This is a genomic window from Streptomyces rapamycinicus NRRL 5491 (genome assembly GCF_024298965.1).
GTDB lineage: Bacteria > Actinomycetota > Actinomycetes > Streptomycetales > Streptomycetaceae > Streptomyces > Streptomyces rapamycinicus.
Window position 1 is genome coordinate 12,358,231 of the sequence record NZ_CP085193.1, and the last position, 18,756, is coordinate 12,376,986.

Sequence of the window (18,756 nt, forward strand, 5' to 3'; positions counted from 1 at the left end):
GATCCTCTCAGCCACTATCCGCGGACTGGCTGTCGTGCCGACCCGCACACAACGGGAACCCCCACACCCGAGGAGAGCTATGAACCCCCGGACGCCACGCACCGGCCGCAGATTAGCGGTGACAGCCGCTGTCGCGGCCTTCGTCGTCTGTACCGCCCCCGCAAGTGCGGCACCACTCGTCGTCGAAAACTGGGTCGGTGACTCTCCCTACTTCTCCAGCACCGGTGCGCCGGGCGGCAGCCCCGAACCGGTCTCCCAAACCGGCGCCGAGGACGGCAAGGCGCTGCGCATGCGGCTCAACCCCAAGCCGGCAGCGGGCCCCGGGGGCGGGGTGGAGATCGCCAGTAACGACAAGAGCTACGGATACGGCACCTACGGCACCCGTATCCGTACGGCGGTCTGTACGGGCCAGGGGCGCGTCGGGGTGGTCACGGGAACGTTCACCTACGCCGCGGACCATTCCGACGCCAATGGCAACGGCGTGCCCGACAACGACGAGATCGACGTCGAAGTCCTGTGCGCCCAGCCCCACGTACTGTGGCTGACGATCTGGACCGACTACGGCGAATCGACCGGGCAGGTCCGCAAGATCTCCCGGGCGCTCGACATGCGCACCGGGGAAGTCCTGTACAACTGCTTCGTCACTCAGCTCGGCGGGCAGTGCACGGACCCCAAGGAGGGCGAGAACAGCCCGGAAAGCGTCACACCGATCGAAGGGTTCAATTCGGCGACCCAGTTCCATACGTACATGTTCGACTGGCAGCCCGGTTCGGTGACCTTCTGGACGTACAACGACGACGGCACCAAGAACATCCTGTGGGACTACCGGGGCCCGGCGAACCGCATCCCGCATAAGCCTTCGGCCTTCATGCAGAACGTCTGGCACACGAACTCCTGGGACCCGCTGGACGGCCCCGCTCATGAGCAGCCGCAGTCTGCCACGACCGCCTACATCGACTCGACAACCCTGCCGCGCTGATGCTCCCCCGTGGATGCGCGCCCCGTGCGGCGCGCATCCACGTGCGGGACGGACACCCACGTGCGGGGTCGTCCTCCGGAGAAGCGGCGGGAGGAGTCGTCCTCCGGCCCGTCCGGGGCCAGGGACACTCGGGGTGAGTTTCTGGCAGCGACTCACGGCGACCTGGCGTTCTTCACCACCTCCGACCGCTTGGCAGGCTTCGCAGGCCTCGCTCCCGCGCCTCGGGACTCCCGACGCGTCAGCGGTAACCTCCACCGGCCGAAGCGATATCACCGCGGACTCCAACGGGTCTTCCACACATCCGCGACGGATATAGCCAACCCGTCATGGGGCCCACCTGATCTGCTGGTTTGGCACAAAAACTCGCGATCTGGTGCCGACTACAGTCCACTGGCCAGTATGAATAGTCAGAGCACTCTCCTTCCGACCCGTTGGTCACCACGGACTGGCTCGCCGCCAGCACCTCGGTGAGCCCGACGCCGCGGAGACCGTGCCCGGCAGCGGCATCTGGCTGGCCATCGACGGCGGCCGTGCCGCCATCACGATCGCGTGCCCCGCCCAGCGAACACCCTCGATAGCCGTGCACTGGCCGGATTCATCCCAGCTGACCGCGTGCTTCGACCGGTGGACGACACGTCGAACACCGGTCGTGAGCACCGTCGACGGCGACGCCCGGGCCTTCGCTGCCGCGGTGGCGCTGACCAGCGCCTTCACCCTCGCAACCCCGGCAGCCTCCTTCGGACTGCCCGAGACGAGCCGGGGCGTCGTCCCCTCGTTCGCGATCGGGCTGCTGGGTACGCGCCACACCTCGCGACTCGTGCGCGAGGTGGCCCTGAGTACTGTCCCGATCGCGGCCCGGGACGCCGCGCACCGTAACCACATCAGCGCCGTTGTGCCGGACGCCGAGTATGGCGAGCGGTGCGCCCACCGACTGCTGTCCCTGTGGTCCGAGGTCGGTGCCGCCACGATCCGTGACGCCATGCAGACCCTTGCCGACGTCGATGCCGCACCTGACCTCGCCAGGATCCGGCGGATCGCCGTCGCGGGCGTGGAGGAGCAACTGCGCCGGTTCGGTGACGGCCGAACCGACCAGAGCTATCTCACCCCCGAATAGAACGGCCCCAGCTCAACTCATTCCCCACTGCTTCTGAATCTCCCGCCGCGCGGCGGCCCGCCCGGCAGAGTGTTGTCGCCCTTGCCCAAGGCAAGCCCGTCACCGTCGAGACCATCGTCATTCCAGACCCCGGTCCCGGCGAGGTCGTTGTGGAAATCCAGGCTTGCGGGGTCTGCCACACCGATCTGCACTACCGCGAAGGTGGTATCAGCGACGAGTTCCCCTGCTCTCGCCGGCACTCGGCATCGGCGCCTTCGCCGAGAAGACGCTCGTGGCGGCCGGACAGTGCACCAAGGTCGACCCGGCAGCCGAAGCAGCGGTCGCAGGACTCCTGGGCTGCGGCGTGGTGGCCGGCATTGGAGCAGCGATCAACACCGGCAATGTAGGGCACGGCGACTCAGCCGCTGTCATCGGCTGCGGCGGCGTCGGGGACGACGCGATCGCCGGAGCCCGGCTCGCCGGCGCGGCAAAGATCATCGCGGTGGACATCGACCGCCGAAAGCTCCAGACCGCACAGACGATGGGGGCGACTCACACCGCCAACTTCCGAAACGCTGACCCCGTGACGGCCGTGCGCGAACTGACCGGCGGCTTCGGCGCCGATGTCGTCATCGACGCGGTCGAAGTCCTCCTGGCACGGCGACTGCTTGCCTTCCCGGGACTTCCCCATGCTCGTCGATCTCCACCTCCAGGGCCGTCTTGACCTGGACGCCTTCGTCACCGAGACCATTGCGCTCGGTGACGTGGAGCAGGCATACCTGGGACGTCGAGAACAACGTGTGGATCGTCGGTGACGACTCCGAAGTGACCGTCATCCGACGCCGCCCACGACGCGGATGCCACCGCTCAGGCAGTGGGAGAGCCAACACTGCGTGCCATCGTCTGCCCCCACGCGCACAATGATCACATCAACGCAGTTCCCGAGCTCGCGGCCCGCACCGGGGCACCAGAGACCGACATACGCACAGGCACGGCGAAGGCACCACCATCGGAAGCGAAGCACCGCACGTACGGGAACGGATCGTGACTCGGCGCGGGCCGTTCCCGCACGAGAAGTCGGCCGGGTAACCGTCGTACCGGATGCGGCCGTCGTCCGCGTGCGCGTTGCCCCCGGCGTGGATGCGGCGCTGCTGCGGTCCGGCACCGCCGCGGTGGCCGCCGCTGTCCAGGGTGTCCGCGGGCCGGTCAGCCGTGGCGTGAGAAGTACATGGTGGCGAGGATGTAGGTCACGCCGCCTGCCCCGCACAGCACATCCCAGGGGTGACCGCTGTGCCCGCGGATCAGTTCGGTCACGAAGCCGGCCAGGAGCACCAGCACGAGAACGTTCAGCGTGAACGCGGACGCGCGTTGGTTGATGGCTCGGCGGCGCTCGTCCGTGGCCTGACCGCGCAGCAGCGCGGCGGACTCCGACCGGCGCGAGGCCATGACGAGGATCAGCACATAGGTGGCCATGACGGCGAAGCCGCCGGCAGCCATTCCGGGGTCGTTCCGGGCCAGGAAGATCGCGATGTAGACGACACCCATGGCCAGCCCCACGGCTGGAACGGCCCAGCGCTGGCCGCGGGTGGTCTCTGGCTTGTGGTCAGTCGACATGGAAGATCTCCTCAACTGTCTTACCGAAGTACCGGGCCATACGGATCGCCAGGGGCAGCGAGGGGTCATAGCGAGACTGTTCGATGGCGTTGACCGTCTGCCGGGAGACGCCCAGCGCCCGCCCCAGCTCCTGCTGGGAGAGCCCCTTGACGATGCGCAGCTGGCGTACCTCGTTCCGCATATGTGGAAAGTAGGCTTTACATCCGGGGTGTGTCAAGTGACCTTTACATCGCTGGAGGTCTGGCGAAGGAACTCCTCGAGGTTGTCCCCTCGACCCGTCCGCGCTCTGTGGGGTGTGAACCGGCTCCGTAAGGGCACCCCCCAGGGCCGTGGATGTGTGCCTGTGCCGGCGCAATGCCCAGGCTCGCCATCGGGGCGTGCTGACCGCACGGCGCACGGAACGCGCCCGCGTGCGCAGCGAGAACGGGGACGTCCGCTGGGGAGGCAGCCCGTCAAGCCGCACGCAGCCTGACGGGCTGCCTCCCCCGGGGGGGCGCCACTGGCGTGCCCTTTTTGCCGACTGGGCGCCGCGCCACCGGGTATCGGGATGCTGCCGAATGCCGCACGTGACCGGTCGTGCCGGGCACACCTGGGGAAAAGCTGCGGTCCGCTGTCGATCCGGCCACGTCTCGTTCGACGTCCTGATGTGGGGCACCTCGCCGCACGAGGATTCGAACAGGACGATGAGGAAACACGTGGATCAGCTGCTGAGAGTGATGAACTTCAACGTCTCAAGTGAGGGAATCGGTGCCGGTGAGCATCAGAGCCTCGAGAGCCCGTTCGGTTGCGCCGATCCCGAAAGGCTGTTCGCCTGGGCTGGCGCGACGGCGAGCTGGCCCATGCGTACCGACCCCGGGGGGAGCCGTGGTCTCGATGACTACTTCACGCGGGACTTCGCACGCAACGTCGGCGCCGAGATCATGGGCCGCAACAAGTTCGGCCCCCAGCGCGGACCCTGGAACGACCATGACTGGTGCGGCTGGTGGGGCGAGGAGCCCCCGTTCCACACCCCGGTGTTCGTCATGACCCACCATGAGCGTCCATCGATCACGCTCTCCGACACCACATTCCACTTCGTCGGCGGCGACCCGATCACGGTCCTGGAACGGGCACGGGCGGCAGCGCGGGGCAGGGATGTCCGGCTCGGCGGCGGGGTCACCACCGTCCGGCAGTTCCTTGATGCCGGCCTGGTCGACACCATGCATGTGGCGGTCTCGCCGGTGCAGCTCGGGTCCGGCCTCCGCCTCTGGGAGTCGCCCGATGAACTGCTCGACCGGTTTCATCTCGAGGTCGTGCCCAGTCCAAGCGGCGTGAGGCATCACCTGTTCTGGCGCAAATGACGCGAGGGGGTGCTCCGGGATCCCAGTACGGTCGATGCGAGCGTTTCGGTACATGAACACGTAAGTTGTGGGAGGCCCGGATACGGCCCGCCGTGAGCTCAAGGCCGAACCCCTGGCCACAACAGGAACGCCCCGGGACCACGGCGCGCCTGAGCACCCCTCCACCGCCGAAACGCTGCTTGCCCGGTAGCGGGCTGCTGGGCCGGCCCGCTGCGCGGTATCACCGGCCGGTCCCAGGACGAGAGCGGTGGCCGACCGTCCAGCCGTCAGCCGTCAGCCGTCAGCGGTCCTGGCGCAGGCTGGCGCCCTGCGGTGGCAGACGCGCGTCCCGGTCGCCGTCCTGGCCGTGAACACGGCGACCGGGCTCGTGGTGTGGGTGCTGCTGCCTGTGGTGACCTTGACCGGGGCTCTGCTCGCGGCGCAGGTCACTTTGTGCGTGCTGTCGGCCACCAGGCCGCGCCGGGTCTCGGTACGGGCACTGGTGGCGATGTGCTTGCCGGCGCCGCCTGCGTTCGCAGCCGGCGGCCCCACGGGTCTGACGGCATACCTCCTGACGGTGGTCCTGACCTGGACCGCGGGCCGGTGGCGCGGGGCCCAGCAGGCACGCATCAGGGCGGAGACGCGCCGGGCGGTGGTGGAGGAACGCACCCGGATCGCGCGCGAGGTGCACGACGTCGTGGCACACACCCTGTCGGTTATGGTCATCCAGGCGAGCGCCGCCGCCGTGTTCACCCGGCAGCCCGAACAGGCCCGCCAGGCACTGCGCGCCATCGAGACCGGCGCCCGCTCCGCGCTCGGCGAACTGCGCCTGCCCCTCCGCGTGTTCCGCCCCGATGCGGAGGAAGACGCGGCGGGGGAGCAGCGGGAGCCGGGACCCTGGCTGGCGCGCCTGGAGGAGTTGGCCGAGACGGTGCGTGCGACCGGGGTGACCGTGCATCTCCACAACACCGGCGCCATCGGCACGTTGCCGACCGCGGTGGACCCGGCTGGGACACGGGACGCGACCCGGCCCGCGGACCCCTGCCCGCAGCCGCCGGGCGAGGTGCCCGGCGGCAGCCTCAGCGAGGACTGTCTCCATCTGAACGTCACCACGCCCGATGGCGCGGCATCGGCACGCCCCCGGCCGGTGATCGTATGGCTGCACGGCGGCGGCTTCACCACCGGAGCGGGCAGCTCCTACGGCGCCCACCGTATGGCCACCCGCGGCGACGTCGTGGTCGTCACCGTCAACTACCGCGTCGGCGCCCTCGGCTTCCTCGCCCACAGCGGTCTGCCCGGCTCCGGCACCTTCGGCCTGGCCGATCAGCAGGCGGCACTGCGCCGGGTCCGCGCCGAGATCGGCGCCTTCGGCGGCGATGCGCACAACGTGACACTGGCCGGCGAGTCGGCCGGCGGCTCCAAGATCAGGCGGAGAACCGCCTGATCGCCCAGCGCGCCGCACTGATCGGCGCCGAGAGCTGGCCGCGGCAGCCTCTGCTGATCCCGGCCGTTGACGCCGAGACGGGCGAGCCGATCGTGTGGGACGCGGCCGCGGGCGTCCCACTGGTGCGCGCGGTCGCCGCGTCCAGCGCCTTCCCCGGAGCCGAGCCGCCCGTCACCGTCGACGGCCGCCGCTACCTGGACGGCGCCTTGCGAGACGGCACCAACACCGACCTGGCCACCGGCGCCCATACCGTGGTGGTCATCGACCCGCTCGCCCACCGCCACCCCCGCTCCACGACCGACGGCGCCCACCTCGTGGCCGCCGATCCGGGCACGGCGCGCCTGCTGGACGCCGAGCGGAGCGACCCTGAAGCGTGGACAGCGGCCTACCAGGCCGGCAAGGCCCGGGCCGGCGCGGCAGCCGAGGAACTACGCGCGCGTTGGCGGCCCGCCACCGATCGCGGTTGAGAGGCTCCGGATCGCCCTGCGCCCGCTTCCTCGCATCTTGGACGATGTGGGGAGGCCGATATTGAGCATGGTTGCGGGGCGTCCGGCTTGGGCCGCGGCGATCGACGTGATCCGCAAGCCCGCGCCTCCCGCGCTGCTGCGCGGCCCGGCCCGGGGTCTGCGGTTCGCGGAGGCGTATGAGGAGACCGGCAGGTGCTGGCCGCGGACGCGAGCGAGCGGCTGTACTGGCGGGTGCGGGACGGGCTGGCGTGCTCAGCAGAAGTGCAGCGGGTGCGCAGTGTAAATGGGGGATCGTTTCAGCAGGGTGTTTCCTGCTGTGGGCGGTAAGAGTGGCGAGTGGCGCCGGCACCGTGCTCATCCACCAGCCCAGCCGGTCGAAGATCCGTTGAGTGGCGTGCGCTGCTTGGCCAGAGCATCCAGGTCCGCCGTCTTGGTGACTCCCGCAGCCACCTCGAAACGACTCGCGCACCGAATACATGGTCAGACTATCGCCTTGCGGATTCATCAGGTTGTGTGGTTTATCCATGGTTTGGCCGTTTCGCAGATCTTGTCTGCTGATGATCGAGGAGTGCCCGGTTGCCGGTTTGGGGGATGTGTTCGTGATCTCCGGCGTGCCTGGCCGCATGCACTGTCCGACCAAGAGAAATGGCTCATCGTGCATTTGACTCCGCATGAACGGGAGCGCCTGCTGATCCATGTCGCGGCCGACGTCGCACAAAGGCGCCGCGAGCGCGGGCTGCGCCTCAACTATCCAGAAGTGATGGCCCTGCTTACGGAGCACGTCTTCGAGGCGGCGCGCGACGGCAGGACGGTCAGCGACATCATGGACTCGGGACGGCGGTTGTTCACTCGTGATGAGGTGATGGACGGCGTCCCGGAGATGATCAAGAACGTCCAGGTGGAGGCCACTTTCCCGGACGGTACAAAACTGGTCACTATCCACGACCCCATTCCGGAGGGCGCAGAGGAGAGCGAGGTCTACCCGGGCAAGGTCGAGCACCCCCAGCCGCCCCGCAGGCCAGGCTCCCCGGTCGACTGCGGCGACTCGTCCGTAGGCCGCGACGAGATCGACGACGCGGTCTCCCGGTACGACGCGATCTACTTCAATGTTCACCTCGACGGGGATACGCAGGGCGTCAGCCTACAGAGTGACGCCACCTCCTTGCCGGGGCCGGGCAGGACGAAGATCAAGGTGAAGAACGAGTCGGACCGTCCCATTCAGGTCGCCTCCCACTATCACTTCGCCGAGGTCAACCCGGGGCTCAAGGTCGTCAGCATCCAGGTCCCTGCCGGTCAGACAGTCCCGGATGACCGCAGTCTGTGGAACTGCGAGGCGGCGAAGGGCCGACGGCTCAACATCGCCGCGGGCACGTCCGTGCGCTTCGAACCGGGCGACGAGTGCTGTGTGGAGCTGGTGCAGATCCAGGGTGATGTCACGGCCGGCGGCAGCAACACCAGCGACCTGACCAAGATCCAGGGACTGCGCGAGGGGATCGTTCGATGAGTAACCCGCAGGGACAAGGCCGTGGCCAGGCGAAGAAGCCGAGCAATGAGCTGACGCGGGCGGATTACACCGCGCTGTACGGGCCGACCACGCGGGACCGGGTCCGGCTCGCCGACACCGACCTCACGCTGGAGATCGAGGCCGACTGGAGCGGCGGTCCTTCGTACAGCGGCAGTGAGATGGTCTTCGGCGGCGGCAAGGTGATCCGCGAGTCGATGGGCATGTCGCACGTTGCCAGGGACGGACAGCGCAGCGACGGTAACGCTACGGACCACAGGCCCGTCGACACCGTCATCACGGGCGCGCTGATCCTCGACTGGTGGGGCGTGGTCAAGGCCGACATCGGCATCCGCGACGGCAGGATCGCGGCCATCGGCAAGGCGTACAACCCCGAGACGATGGACAAGATCACGAGCTTCGAGATGCCGGATCGTGGGCCCACGAAGGAAGCCTCGGCCCCGACGCCGACGAACTTCGTCATCGGGCCGAGCACCGAGGCCGTCTCCGGCAATGGGCGGATCCTCACCGCGGGTGGTGTGGACACCCATGTCCACTTCATCTGCCCCGGGGAGATCCACGAGGCCCTGGCCTCGGGGGTGACCACCCTGATCGGCGGCGGCACGGGACCGGCCGAGGGCAGCACGGCCACCACCGTGACCCCGGGCGCATGGCACATCAGGCGGGCCTTCGAGGCGCTGGATGAGTTCCCGGTCAACATCGGCCTGCTCGGCAAGGGCAGCACGATGAACGAGCACGAGCTCAACGCTCAGGTGGACGCCGGTGTCTGTGGCTTCAAGATTCACGAGGACTGGGGCGCCACGCCCGCGGTGATCGACCGAGCCCTGGACGTCTGTGAAGAGCGCGGTGTCCAGCTTGCCCTGCACGCCGACTCGCTGAACGAGTCGGGGTTCCTGGAGAGTACGCGAGCGGCCTTCACAGGCGATGGCAGGGACGCCGGGGGAAAGTTCACGAGGAAGAAGGCACGCTCCATCCACATCTTCCATGTCGAGGGTGCCGGCGGCGGTCACGCGCCGGACATGATCGAGCTGGTCAAGGAACCGAACGTCCTGCCGGCCTCGACCAACCCGACGCGTCCTTTGACGGTCAACACCGTCAAGGAGCACGTCGACATGATGATCGTGTGCCATCACCTCAACCCGCAGATTCCGGCCGACATGGCCTTCGCCGACTCCCGGATCCGGCCCTCCACCATGGCCGCGGAGGACCTCCTGCACGACATGGGCGCCATCTCCATGATGTCCTCCGACGCCCAGGCGATGGGCCGCATCGGCGAGATGATCATGCGTACCTGGCAGACCGCGCACGTCATGAAGCGCCGCTACGGGCCGCTGAAGGAGGACCTCGAAGCCGCGACGGCCCGCACGATCACCGAGGACACCAACCACTCCTTCAACGACCAGCAGCGGCAGCCGAACGACAACTTCCGGGCGCGCCGATATGTCGCCAAGTACACGATCAACCCAGCGATCACCCACGGCATCGACGGCCACGTCGGCGACGTGCAGACGGAGAAGCTCGCCGACCTGGTGCTGTGGGAGCCGAAGTTCTTCGGCGTCAAACCGCACATGGTCCTCAAGGGCGGCCAGCTCGCCTACGCGCAGGTCGGCGACGCCAACGCGTCGATCCCCACGCCGCAGCCCTACCAGCCGCGCCCGGTCTGGGGCTCCACCGGCCGCTCCCCGGGACGCAACTCGGTGAACTTCGTCGCTCCGGGCGTGGCCGACAACCTGAACGGAGACGGCACCAGCAGTAGTTCCGGTCTCGGCCTCGACAAGGACTTCGTGGACATCACCAGCACCCGGCACGTCACGAAGGCCGACATGAAATTGAACGACACAGTGCCCGACAGCCTCGAAGTCGACCACAACAGCTTCGAGGTCACCATCGGCGGTGCGACCACGACCGACACTCGCGCCGAACTCAATGGTGCGACCGTGCCGCGTTCCTACGTCAACGAAGTACCCCTGGCGCAGCGGTACTTCCTCTTCTGAGAACCACCGCCTGCCCGGCCGCCCAAGCGCCAGCACCGCCGTCGGGCCCTCGGGCGGGCAGGCCGGGCCCGCCCGCGCTCGGCACACCTTCCGACCCCGTGAAAGGCAGCCGCTCACCCATGAGCCGTGCAGCCCTGCTCCTGTTGGCCGACGGCCGCTTCCCCGCCGGAGGGCACGCCCACTCCGGAGGCGTCGAAGCCGCCGTAGCCCACCAAGCCGTACACAACACCGACAGCCTTCAGGCGTTCTGCCGCGGTCGTCTGCACACCACCGGCCTGACCATGGCCGGCCTGGCCGCCGCGGCGGCGGCCGGACTCGACCCGCCGCTGCTGGACGACGCCGCCGACGCACGCACCCCCGCGCCCGCGCTGCGCGCCGTCGCCCGGCGGCTCGGCCGGCAGATGATACGCGCAGCCCGTGCCACCTTCCCCTCCGAAGACCTGGAACGGCTGGCCGCCGCACGCCCCCAGGGCGCCCACCAGCCGATCGTGCTGGGCCTGGCAGCCAGGGCCGCCGGGCTCACCCCACTGGACGCCGCCTACGCCACCGCGTACGAGAACGCCGGCGGCCCGGCCACCGCGGCAGTGCGCCTGCTCGGCCTCGACCCGCTCGACGCCTCCGGGCTGCTGGCTCGTCTCAGCTCCGACATCGACGCCGTCGCCACGGCTGCCGCCCAAGCCGCGGACCGCGTCACGGCCGAGGGCATCGACGCCCTGCCGTCGGCGTCCTCTCCGCTGCTGGACATCACCGGTGAACAGCACGCCGCCTGGACTGTCCGGCTCTTCGCCTCCTGAAACCTTCCCTTCTCACCTGGAGTTCTACGTGCACCTCGACCACCCCGTGACCATGCCGCAGCGCCACACCCACAGTGCCGGGCCGCTCCGCGCCGAGGGCAGCCGCCGAGCCCTCCGTGTCGGTCTGGGCGGGCCCGTCGGCTCCGGGAAGACTGCCAGCGTCGCCGCGCTCTGCCGCACCCTGCGCGACCGCTGGGCGATGGCCGTCGTCACCAATGACATCTACACCCGCGAGGACGCCGAGTACCTGCTGCGCGAGGCCGTGCTGCCGCCCGAGCGGATCACCGCGGTGGAGACCGGCGCGTGCCCGCACACCGCGATCCGCGACGACATCTCCGCCAATCTGGAGGCGGTCGAACACCTGGAGCAGACGCTTAATCCCCTCGACCTCGTGCTGGTCGAGTCCGGTGGCGACAACCTCACCGCCACCTTCTCCAAGGGCCTCGTCGATGTGCAGATCTTCGTCATCGACGTCTCCAGCGGCGACGACATCCCCCGCAAGGGCGGCCCCGGCATCACCATCGCCGACCTCCTCCTCGTCAACAAAACCGACCTCGCCCCGCACGTAGGCGCCGACCTCACCACCATGGCCGCCGACGCCAAGCGGCAACGCGGCGACCTCCCCGTCATCTTCACCAGCCTCACCTCCGACGACGGCATCCGTGAGGTCGCAGACTGGGTCACCGCCCACCTCACCGAGTGGCACGCCAAGGCGGCCGTATGAGCCCCGCCGCACAATTCGCCGAACACCGGGCAGCGTTGACCGGAGCCCCCTCCGGCCTCGACGAGCCCGCCGGGCACCCGGACGGGGTGCGGGCCACGGCCCGCATCCACGCCACCTACAACGGACGCGTCACCACGCTTTCCCAGCTGCGCAGTGACGGCCCGTTCCACCTCCGGCGCATGCGCACCAACGGGAACTCCGCCAGGGTGGGGATCATCGGTGCGATGAGCGCCCCCCTCGGCGGCGACCGGCTCACCATCGGCGTCACCGCCGGGGACCGGGCCGTGCTGGAGGTCACGACGGCTGCTGCCACGCTCGCCCTGCGCGGCCCCACCAGCGCCCCGGCCAGCTACGACGTAAGGCTCACCGCCGGGGAACACACGAGCCTGCGCTGGCTGCCCCAGCCGCTGATCAGCGCCGCCGGCAGTAACCTCCGGCAGACCTATACCGTCAACCTCGCCGCCACCGCCCGGCTGTTGCTCCGGGAGGAGCAGCTCCTGGGCCGGGCCAACGAGGAACCGGGTCACCTCGTCAGCCGACTCCTGGTCCACCGTGCCGGAAGACCGCTGCTCGTCCAGCGGACGGCATACGGGGCCCCAGAGCCCGGCTGGGACGGCCCGGCCGTCTTGCACGGACACCGCGCCGTCGGCCAACTCCTGCTCGTCGACCCGGAGATGGGAATCCGCCGCGGCCCCGTCCTCCTCGGCGAGGACTCCCGGGACGGGTGCGCCGTCCTCGCACCGCTGGCCGGCGGCCCGGCACTGCTCGCCACCGCCGTCGCACCAACTTCCTCGGGCCTGCGGGAACTGCTCGACGAGGCCCTCGTACACGCCCTCCACAAGTAACGCGGGTGGCCCGCCGCTCCTTGGCGGGCGGTCGGCCACGCTGGCGGGCCGGCCCCAAGCATCCACGCCCCGCGCCGAACCAGGGACCTCGCCCAGCGAGCCCGCTCCCTTCCCGCACGAAGTGCAGCGCTGCTGCTCGCGCTGTCGTCGGTGGGCGGGGGGTGTGCCGTGGCGCCCCCTTCGCCCACCCCTGCTCGCCCACATGTCAGCACGCCTGCGAGAGAGAGCAGGACCGAACGTGACCGTGCCTGTCAACGACCTGGGCATCTCCTCCCCGGGCCGGATCCACCCGCGGGTCGACCAGATCGGCTCGGGATTGGACGTGTGGGCCGTGCGAACCGGTCCGGCAGGGGGTGCGGCCCAGCGCGCACGCCTGCGCGCAGCCGGCTTCCACCGCATGGCAGCCCGCATGATCCCCGACGCTCCCGCCGCGGACGTGGAACGGCTGGCCCAGTGGATCACCTGCTCTTCCACCTCGACGACGAGCAGGACGAAGGCCCCATGGGCCGCTCCGAGACGGCGGTAAGCGACACGTACGCGGCGCTCACCGCCGTCATCGAGGGCCGCCCGCCGCATACCCACCGAGCGTCGCCTTCTGTCCTCACCGCGGTGGCCGGCCTGTGGCCCGCCACCGCATTCGGGATGTCACACCGACATCGCTTCCGCGACCACCTCCACCGGCACCGGGACGCCTTCCCGACCCAGATCGCGCACCGCGGCCACGGCGCATGGACCAACGAGCTGCTGTCCCTCCCACGGGAGGCAGCGGCGGGGGAGACCACGAACTACGTCATCGTCCTGAAGCATGCGGCAGACTGCGGCCTTGAGGCCGCCGTACGGCAGGTGACCGACCGCATGCAGCGCCGGCGTCGCAGATGGCCACCGCACGCCGCGGGCCGCACCACGTCACCAGGACTCCGCGCCCCTCCACCCGGGCTTGTGTCGCCCAGGTCGCCCACACGATCTGCACCATGCCCGGCACCCACCTCGCCTGGCTCCAGGAATCCGGCCGCTATCCGCCGCCCCTGGCCGACGCTGATCCTCTGCGCTTCGACTGCGCAACCCGCCGGTACGCCACCTCCTTCCACCCCGCGGCCCGCCCACGAACCCCAGCCCCATACGAATACCAGCAGCCGAATGTGCCCGACCGACGAGAGCAATTGTCAAGACCTGTGGATGGGAGCCGCGCCGACCCATTGGTGGTAGGCGTCTACGTCGACGTTGCTGCCGCACACGATGGTGACGACGTGTCGGTCGGCGAAGCGGTCACGGTCTTCGAGGATGGCCGCGATGCCGAGCGCGGCCGACGGTTCGACGACGAGGCCGGCGTGGTCGAGGAGCATCCGCATACCGGCGATGATCGACGCTTCCTGGACCAGGACGGCGTCGTCAGCGACCAGGAGGAGGTCGTCCAGGACGGCCGGGATGGGACACCGGCCGGCGACGCCGTCGGCGATCGTATTGGTCGAGTCGGTGGTGACGACGCGCCGCTGGCGCCACGAGTGTGTCAGCGCCGGTGCCCCCAGCGGCTGGACGCAGATCACCTCGACTTCGGGTGCCAATGCCTTCACCACATGGCCCACGCCGGTGGCCAGCGCACCGCCGCCGAGAGCGATCAGGACGGTGTCGAACGACGGTGCGGTGTCCACCAGTTCCAGGCCGATGGTCGCCGCGCCCTCGCAGGTTTCGATGTCCAGGCTGTCTTCGACCAGCCGGATGCCGTCGTACCTCGCGATGGCCGCCGCCCGCTCGCGAGCCATCTCGTGGTCGCCGTCCACCAGCTCCAGCCTGGCGCCCAGTGCGCGGATGCGATCAAGCTTGGCCCGAGTCGCAAAGCGGGATGCCACGACGGTGACGTCGAGCCCCCGGCCGCGGCCGGACCAGGCGAGGGCTTGGCCGAGGTTGCCCGCGCTGGCGCACACCGCGGCTCGCGGGCCATTGTCGGCGAGCAGGCGCGCGACTACCTCGGTGCCGCGGGCCTTGAAGCTGCGGACTGGGTTCGCGGTTTCGAGCTTGATGCTCACCGTGCACCCAAGGCCGGGCTCCAGCGCCTCGCAGCGGTACAGCGGAGTGTCGAGAAAGACCGGGTCGATCACCCGGCGAGCCGCCCGGATCCGAGCAGTGTCGAGACGCGTCTCCTGCACAGCACAGCAGCCTAGCGCCACCGGGCGCCGGTCCATGAGCAACTGTCAGGAGTTGCAGGCCGGTTGAGGTGTGTCACGCTGCGGCGGGCTCCTCGGGATGTTCGACGAGGTGACCGTTCTCGAAGCGGGCCCCGTTGCGGACGAGGGCGACGAGGTGGGGTGCGGTGACCGCGCGCCAGCGGCCCTGGGCGGACTCGACAAGCTTGAACACCATCGCGAGGGCCGCTGCAGGGCTGCCGGCCCCACGGGTGACCTTGGTCCTCAACTTCACGGTGCTGAAGGTGCTCTCGATGGGATTTGTCGTGCGCAGGTGCACCCAGTGCTCGGCAGGAAAGTCGTAGAAAGCGAGGAGCTCGTCAACCTCGTCGGTGACCTTCCTGGCCGCTTTCGGCCACTTCGCTCCGTAGGCGCGCTCGAAGCCCTTGATCGCCTTCTCCGCGTGGTCGCGGTCCTCGGCGTTGTAGATCTCCTGCAGGGCCTTCTTCGCTCCGGGTTGAGCCGACTTCGGTAGCGCGTTCATGACATTGCGGGTTGTGGACCCAGCACCTCTGATGCCTGGCCTGCGGAAACACCTCTGCGAGGGCCCTCCACAGGTCCATCGCGCCGTCGCCGACGACGAGTTCGGCCGTCGGGGCGCACACCCATCAGGACCAGGACGCAGGAGTGGGCCTGGCCGAGGCGGACCTTGGGGTGGACGCCGTCGGCCCACACGTAGACGTAGTCGGAATCCGACAGGTCGCGGGCCTGGAAGGCGGTGTGGTCGTCGGTCCTATGCTTCGTCAGCCGGGTCACCGTCGCCGGTGAGAGGCCGGCCGTCGAGCCCAGGAACTGCTCCACGGCGGGCACGAAATTCCCGGACGACAGTCCGTGGAGGTAGAGCAGGGGCAAGACCTCGCTGATCTTCGGGGACTTGCGGCACCACGGCGCGAGGATCTTCGACGAGAACCGCTTGCGCTCACCGGTCTCCACGTCGACGCGCTTGTCGTTCACGCGGGGCGCCTTCACCGCGACCGGCCCGGCGGCGGTGGTCACCGCCCGTTCGCGATGATGGCCGTTGCGGACCACCAGACGACGGCCGACCTCGTCCCGCTCACCGGCCAACTCAGCTATGTACTGGTTGACTTCGGCCTCCATGGCCGCAGTGAGCATCCGCCGGGCGCCCTCGCGGACGATGTCGTCCATCAGGGATCCGGTCTCGGTGGTTCCGTCGTTGTTGACTACGCTGAGCATGGGCGTGCCTTCCCAACCCGTGCTGCAACGCGGGTCTACTCGGTGACCGCCTGCACGGATGCCGCAGCTTCGATCGAGATCCGTTCCGCTACGAGCTGGATGGCAGTAGTCCGCGGGCCAGGGTGAAGGCGGCCGTAGCGGTGGACAGGAGGGCGTTGATCCTTCCGAGGACGCGAGCCGTCCTGTCGGCATCCTGCGCCTCGACGGCCGCGGCCAGGTCGTCGGCGTACTCCCGCGCCCTTACCGCCTCGTCGGACGTCGCGGTGTCCGCGTCCGTGCGCAGGGCGTCGATCAGTTGCTGGTGGGGAATGTCAGGCGCGTTCGCCCGGTTGCCGTAGCCTCCGTGGGCCACCGAGTGATGGCTGTTGACGTTGGCCACGACGAAGCCGCCCGGTCCGGTGGAGATGTGCACCCCTTCGCCTCCTGTCCAGATGAACTTGCCCTCGTACTCGGTCCAGCCCTTGTGCGTCACGCTATAGCTGCCGAACCGCCAGCCCTCCACAACGATCATTTTGTGCTTGAGCAGCTCGGCCAGGATGCGCATGACGTCTGCCCGATTCCATCCTCGCTCGGCGAAGTAGTCGGTCATCATCACGCGCCGCCCCGAGTGCGCCGCCCGTCGGCACATCTCGCGGAATGCCTGCCCCTGATAGATTTCCAACTTGCCCGGGGCGACCGACGGCTCCGGCAGCCGCCGCCGGTGCACGACTGTGCGGATCCATACGAACAGTGCGTAGACCAACCAGCAGATCAAGGCGATCACAATCAGCACCGGTGTCGGCTCCACGCTCGTCAACCTCCCCCGTTGACCCCGAGCCAACACATTTTAGGACTTGTTGGCGCGTTGTGGAATCGGTGCCGCCAAAGCAAGTCGGATGGCGGCCGCGCGCCGTGGGCGTCGTCGGCGCGGGTAAACGTGCGGATGCCACTGCCACTCACCGGCGGGTGGCCAGGGCATGAACACCGGTGTCCAGGATGCCAACAACCTGGGCTGGCGACGAAGCCGCGCTGCCTGCCGACTACCGCCGGATCCTGGCGATCGTGCGGGCTGTCGGAGGGGGTGTGCAGGTCAAGTCGGTGGATGAGGAATTGGGGCTTGAGGTGGGGGTGCGGGGGAAGCTGGAGCCGCTGCGGGCGAAGATGACCAAGCTCGCCGATCGTGGCTGGCTGCACAAGCGGCCTGACGGGAAGTTCACCGTGCGCCTGTAGCGGTGCCGGACCGGGGGCGGCAAGGGGGTAACCAGCAGTGAATCTCTCCTGGTCCCGCTTGCGTGGGATCGCCGCACCGCCTCGGCCCGGCTCACCACGGCACCCACCAAGCCCGTCCCCTCGAGGACACCTTGACGAGGCCCGTGATGGGACAACGGGACCAGCCCTGGTGTCCCACCCAACGTCATTACCGGTCGCCGGGCTGATCCACAGCGTCGCCCCGCTGCTTCCTCGCCGAGCTGAGGGCAGGTAGTGCCGCGTCGCTGTTGCCAGGAGTTTCGCCAATCGGCCTGGGCCGCCGCCAAGGATCTGCCTACATGAGAATGTCATCACCGATCTGCTCGATCAGGTGCGCGAGGAAGGCCCGCACCGCCGCGGGCAATGCGCGCCGCGCCATCGATTGGATCTGCATGCTCCGGCGGCTCAGTTCCGGGTTGTGGATGGGAACGATCGCCAGGCGGTCTGCATCGAGCCGCCGCCGCACCGTCAGCGGACCGACCAGGGTGACCCCACCGCGTAGCTGCGCGAAACTCTGTAGCGCACCCGAGTAGTTGCTGACGAGTGCGGGCTCGAAGCTCAGCCCCTCCAGCGCGACGCAGACGTCGAAGAGTTGCCGGATCGTGGTTCCCTCGTCCATCAGCGCGAGCGGGTACTCCAGCAGGTCCGCGAGCTCGACGTACTCCCGGTGCGCCAGCGGATGATCGTCGGGCATCAGCGCGTAGATCGGCTGCTGCTGCGAATACTCGACCTTGATTCCCCATTCCGGTCCGAGGCTATAAGTGACGGCCAGGTCCACCGTGCCGTCTATCACCTGCCGCGTCGCCGCGGTGGGGCCGGTGACATTCAGTCGGAACCGCACCCCCGGATATTTTTCCCGAAATGCGGTGATAGCCGCCGGCAGGAAATCGCGCGCGAAACCCTCGGAGCTCGCGAGTTTGACGGTACTGCGGTGCAGGGCCTGGACGCCGTGCACGTCGGCGAGCACCTGCTCGGCCTCGAGCGCGCTGCGCCGGGCGTAGGCGGTGAGAATCTCGCCCGCCTCCGACAGCACCATCCCCCGCGGCTGGCGCTCGAACAGCGGCGCCCCGACGTCCTGCTCCAGCTTCGCGATCTGCCGACTGATCGCCGACGTCGCCACGTGCAGGCGCTCCGAGGCCTCGCTGATCGAACCGGTGCGCGCGACCTCGAGGAAGTAGCGCAGCGACGTGGGCAGGAGGTGCATTCCGAGAATGTACTCCAGTGCGAAGCGCGTCCGCTGAGGGTGGTGGTGGGGAAGCCGCCGACCGTAGCCGTTGCCGCCAGGGCAATACACCCTTCGAAAACGTGCAATTTCCCGCTCTATCGCCGCCCTATCCCGCTCCGTAAACTCAGCACACCG

The 18,756-nt window shown here is 69.0% G+C and carries 18 protein-coding genes and 5 pseudogenes; 16 read left to right on the forward strand and 7 right to left on the reverse strand.

Annotated features, from left to right (window positions below):
• The first annotated feature begins 118 nt into the window (after positions 1-118).
• From LIV37_RS51035 to LIV37_RS51045, 3 genes and pseudogenes are all read left to right on the forward strand, one after another.
• Entirely contained in the window at positions 119-979 is an 861-nt protein-coding gene (locus tag LIV37_RS51035) for a glycoside hydrolase family 16 protein (protein WP_020874890.1), read from the forward strand.
• A gap of 135 nt (positions 980-1,114) precedes the next feature.
• Positions 1,115-1,285 (forward strand): annotated as a pseudogene (locus LIV37_RS51040) (transposase); the annotation flags it as partial.
• A 184-nt stretch (positions 1,286-1,469) separates the two neighbouring features.
• Positions 1,470-2,093 carry an enoyl-CoA hydratase-related protein gene (locus tag LIV37_RS51045; protein WP_020874891.1) on the forward strand — a complete coding sequence of 208 codons (624 nt, stop codon included), beginning with the start codon at positions 1,470-1,472 and terminating at the stop codon, positions 2,091-2,093.
• A gap of 17 nt (positions 2,094-2,110) precedes the next feature.
• Here the strand turns inward: LIV37_RS51045 and LIV37_RS51050 are convergent, their stop codons facing one another.
• Positions 2,111-2,284 (reverse strand): hypothetical protein, encoded by a 174-nt coding sequence (locus tag LIV37_RS51050; protein ID WP_243146583.1) that lies wholly within the window; start codon positions 2,282-2,284, stop codon positions 2,111-2,113.
• Between LIV37_RS51050 and LIV37_RS51055 the strand changes: the two are divergent.
• Positions 2,207-2,887, forward strand: a pseudogene (locus LIV37_RS51055) (zinc-binding dehydrogenase). The gene LIV37_RS51050 and the pseudogene LIV37_RS51055 overlap by 78 nt on opposite strands.
• Positions 2,793-3,042 (forward strand): annotated as a pseudogene (locus LIV37_RS51060) (MBL fold metallo-hydrolase); the annotation flags it as partial. The pseudogenes LIV37_RS51055 and LIV37_RS51060, both read left to right, overlap by 95 nt.
• A gap of 236 nt (positions 3,043-3,278) precedes the next feature.
• On the opposite strand, the gene LIV37_RS51065 reads toward LIV37_RS51060, so the two are convergent.
• Complete coding sequence (locus LIV37_RS51065) at positions 3,279-3,686, reverse strand: DUF2178 domain-containing protein (protein WP_020874894.1); 408 nt, start codon at positions 3,684-3,686, stop codon at positions 3,279-3,281.
• Entirely contained in the window at positions 3,676-3,867 is a 192-nt protein-coding gene (locus LIV37_RS51070) for a helix-turn-helix transcriptional regulator (RefSeq protein ID WP_020874895.1), read from the reverse strand. Before LIV37_RS51070 ends, LIV37_RS51065 begins: the two co-directional genes overlap by 11 nt.
• Positions 3,868-4,381: 514 nt before the next feature.
• Here LIV37_RS51070 and LIV37_RS51075 point away from each other — a divergent pair.
• The 10 genes and pseudogenes from LIV37_RS51075 to LIV37_RS52990 all read left to right on the forward strand — a co-directional run bounded on the left by LIV37_RS51075 (position 4,382) and on the right by LIV37_RS52990 (position 14,001).
• A complete protein-coding gene (locus tag LIV37_RS51075; RefSeq protein ID WP_020874896.1) occupies positions 4,382-5,026 on the forward strand; it encodes a dihydrofolate reductase family protein in 645 nt (214 codons plus the stop codon).
• Between the two features lie 247 nt (positions 5,027-5,273).
• Complete coding sequence (locus LIV37_RS52985; protein WP_020874897.1) at positions 5,274-6,449, forward strand: carboxylesterase family protein; 1,176 nt, start codon at positions 5,274-5,276, stop codon at positions 6,447-6,449.
• A gap of 20 nt (positions 6,450-6,469) precedes the next feature.
• Positions 6,470-6,916 (forward strand): patatin-like phospholipase family protein, encoded by a 447-nt coding sequence (locus tag LIV37_RS51090; RefSeq protein ID WP_338060275.1) that lies wholly within the window; start codon positions 6,470-6,472, stop codon positions 6,914-6,916.
• A 655-nt stretch (positions 6,917-7,571) separates the two neighbouring features.
• Positions 7,572-7,868 (forward strand): annotated as a pseudogene (locus LIV37_RS51100) (urease subunit gamma); the annotation flags it as partial.
• Between the two features lie 210 nt (positions 7,869-8,078).
• Positions 8,079-8,420, forward strand: a complete 342-nt coding sequence (locus LIV37_RS51105; protein WP_252505952.1) for an urease subunit beta — start codon at positions 8,079-8,081, stop codon at positions 8,418-8,420.
• The gene (gene ureC, locus LIV37_RS51110; protein ID WP_020874900.1) at positions 8,417-10,432 is read left to right on the forward strand and encodes an urease subunit alpha; all 2,016 of its coding nucleotides are present in this window, start codon (positions 8,417-8,419) and stop codon (positions 10,430-10,432) included. The genes LIV37_RS51105 and ureC overlap by 4 nt, the downstream gene beginning before the upstream one ends.
• A 119-nt stretch (positions 10,433-10,551) precedes the next feature.
• Positions 10,552-11,226, forward strand: a complete 675-nt coding sequence (locus tag LIV37_RS51115; RefSeq protein ID WP_121826373.1) for an urease accessory protein UreF — start codon at positions 10,552-10,554, stop codon at positions 11,224-11,226.
• 28 nt (positions 11,227-11,254) lie between these two features.
• Positions 11,255-11,950 (forward strand): urease accessory protein UreG, encoded by a 696-nt coding sequence (gene ureG, locus LIV37_RS51120; RefSeq protein WP_020874902.1) that lies wholly within the window; start codon positions 11,255-11,257, stop codon positions 11,948-11,950.
• Positions 11,947-12,795: an urease accessory protein UreD gene (locus LIV37_RS51125; RefSeq protein WP_121826372.1), complete on the forward strand. Its 849-nt coding sequence runs from the start codon at positions 11,947-11,949 to the stop codon at positions 12,793-12,795. The genes ureG and LIV37_RS51125 overlap by 4 nt, the downstream gene beginning before the upstream one ends.
• Before the next feature lie 642 nt (positions 12,796-13,437).
• Positions 13,438-14,001 carry a terpene synthase family protein gene (locus tag LIV37_RS52990; RefSeq protein ID WP_420834400.1) on the forward strand — a complete coding sequence of 188 codons (564 nt, stop codon included), beginning with the start codon at positions 13,438-13,440 and terminating at the stop codon, positions 13,999-14,001.
• On the opposite strand, the gene LIV37_RS51130 is transcribed toward LIV37_RS52990, so the two are convergent.
• The 3 genes and pseudogenes from LIV37_RS51130 to LIV37_RS51140 form a co-directional block, all read right to left on the reverse strand.
• Positions 13,959-14,939 carry a threonine ammonia-lyase gene (locus LIV37_RS51130; RefSeq protein WP_121826371.1) on the reverse strand — a complete coding sequence of 327 codons (981 nt, stop codon included), beginning with the start codon at positions 14,937-14,939 and terminating at the stop codon, positions 13,959-13,961. The genes LIV37_RS52990 and LIV37_RS51130 overlap by 43 nt on opposite strands.
• A 73-nt stretch (positions 14,940-15,012) precedes the next feature.
• Positions 15,013-16,169: pseudogene (locus LIV37_RS51135) on the reverse strand (transposase).
• An 88-nt stretch (positions 16,170-16,257) separates the two neighbouring features.
• Complete coding sequence (locus LIV37_RS51140; protein WP_020874906.1) at positions 16,258-16,956, reverse strand: hypothetical protein; 699 nt, start codon at positions 16,954-16,956, stop codon at positions 16,258-16,260.
• A 169-nt stretch (positions 16,957-17,125) separates the two neighbouring features.
• Between LIV37_RS51140 and LIV37_RS52995 the strand changes: the two genes are divergently transcribed.
• Positions 17,126-17,254: a hypothetical protein gene (locus LIV37_RS52995; protein WP_373920787.1), complete on the forward strand. Its 129-nt coding sequence runs from the start codon at positions 17,126-17,128 to the stop codon at positions 17,252-17,254.
• A gap of 437 nt (positions 17,255-17,691) precedes the next feature.
• Here LIV37_RS52995 and LIV37_RS51155 read toward each other — a convergent pair whose 3' ends face one another.
• Positions 17,692-18,600: a LysR family transcriptional regulator gene (locus tag LIV37_RS51155; protein ID WP_020874908.1), complete on the reverse strand. Its 909-nt coding sequence runs from the start codon at positions 18,598-18,600 to the stop codon at positions 17,692-17,694.
• Between the last annotated feature and the right edge of the window lie 156 nt (positions 18,601-18,756).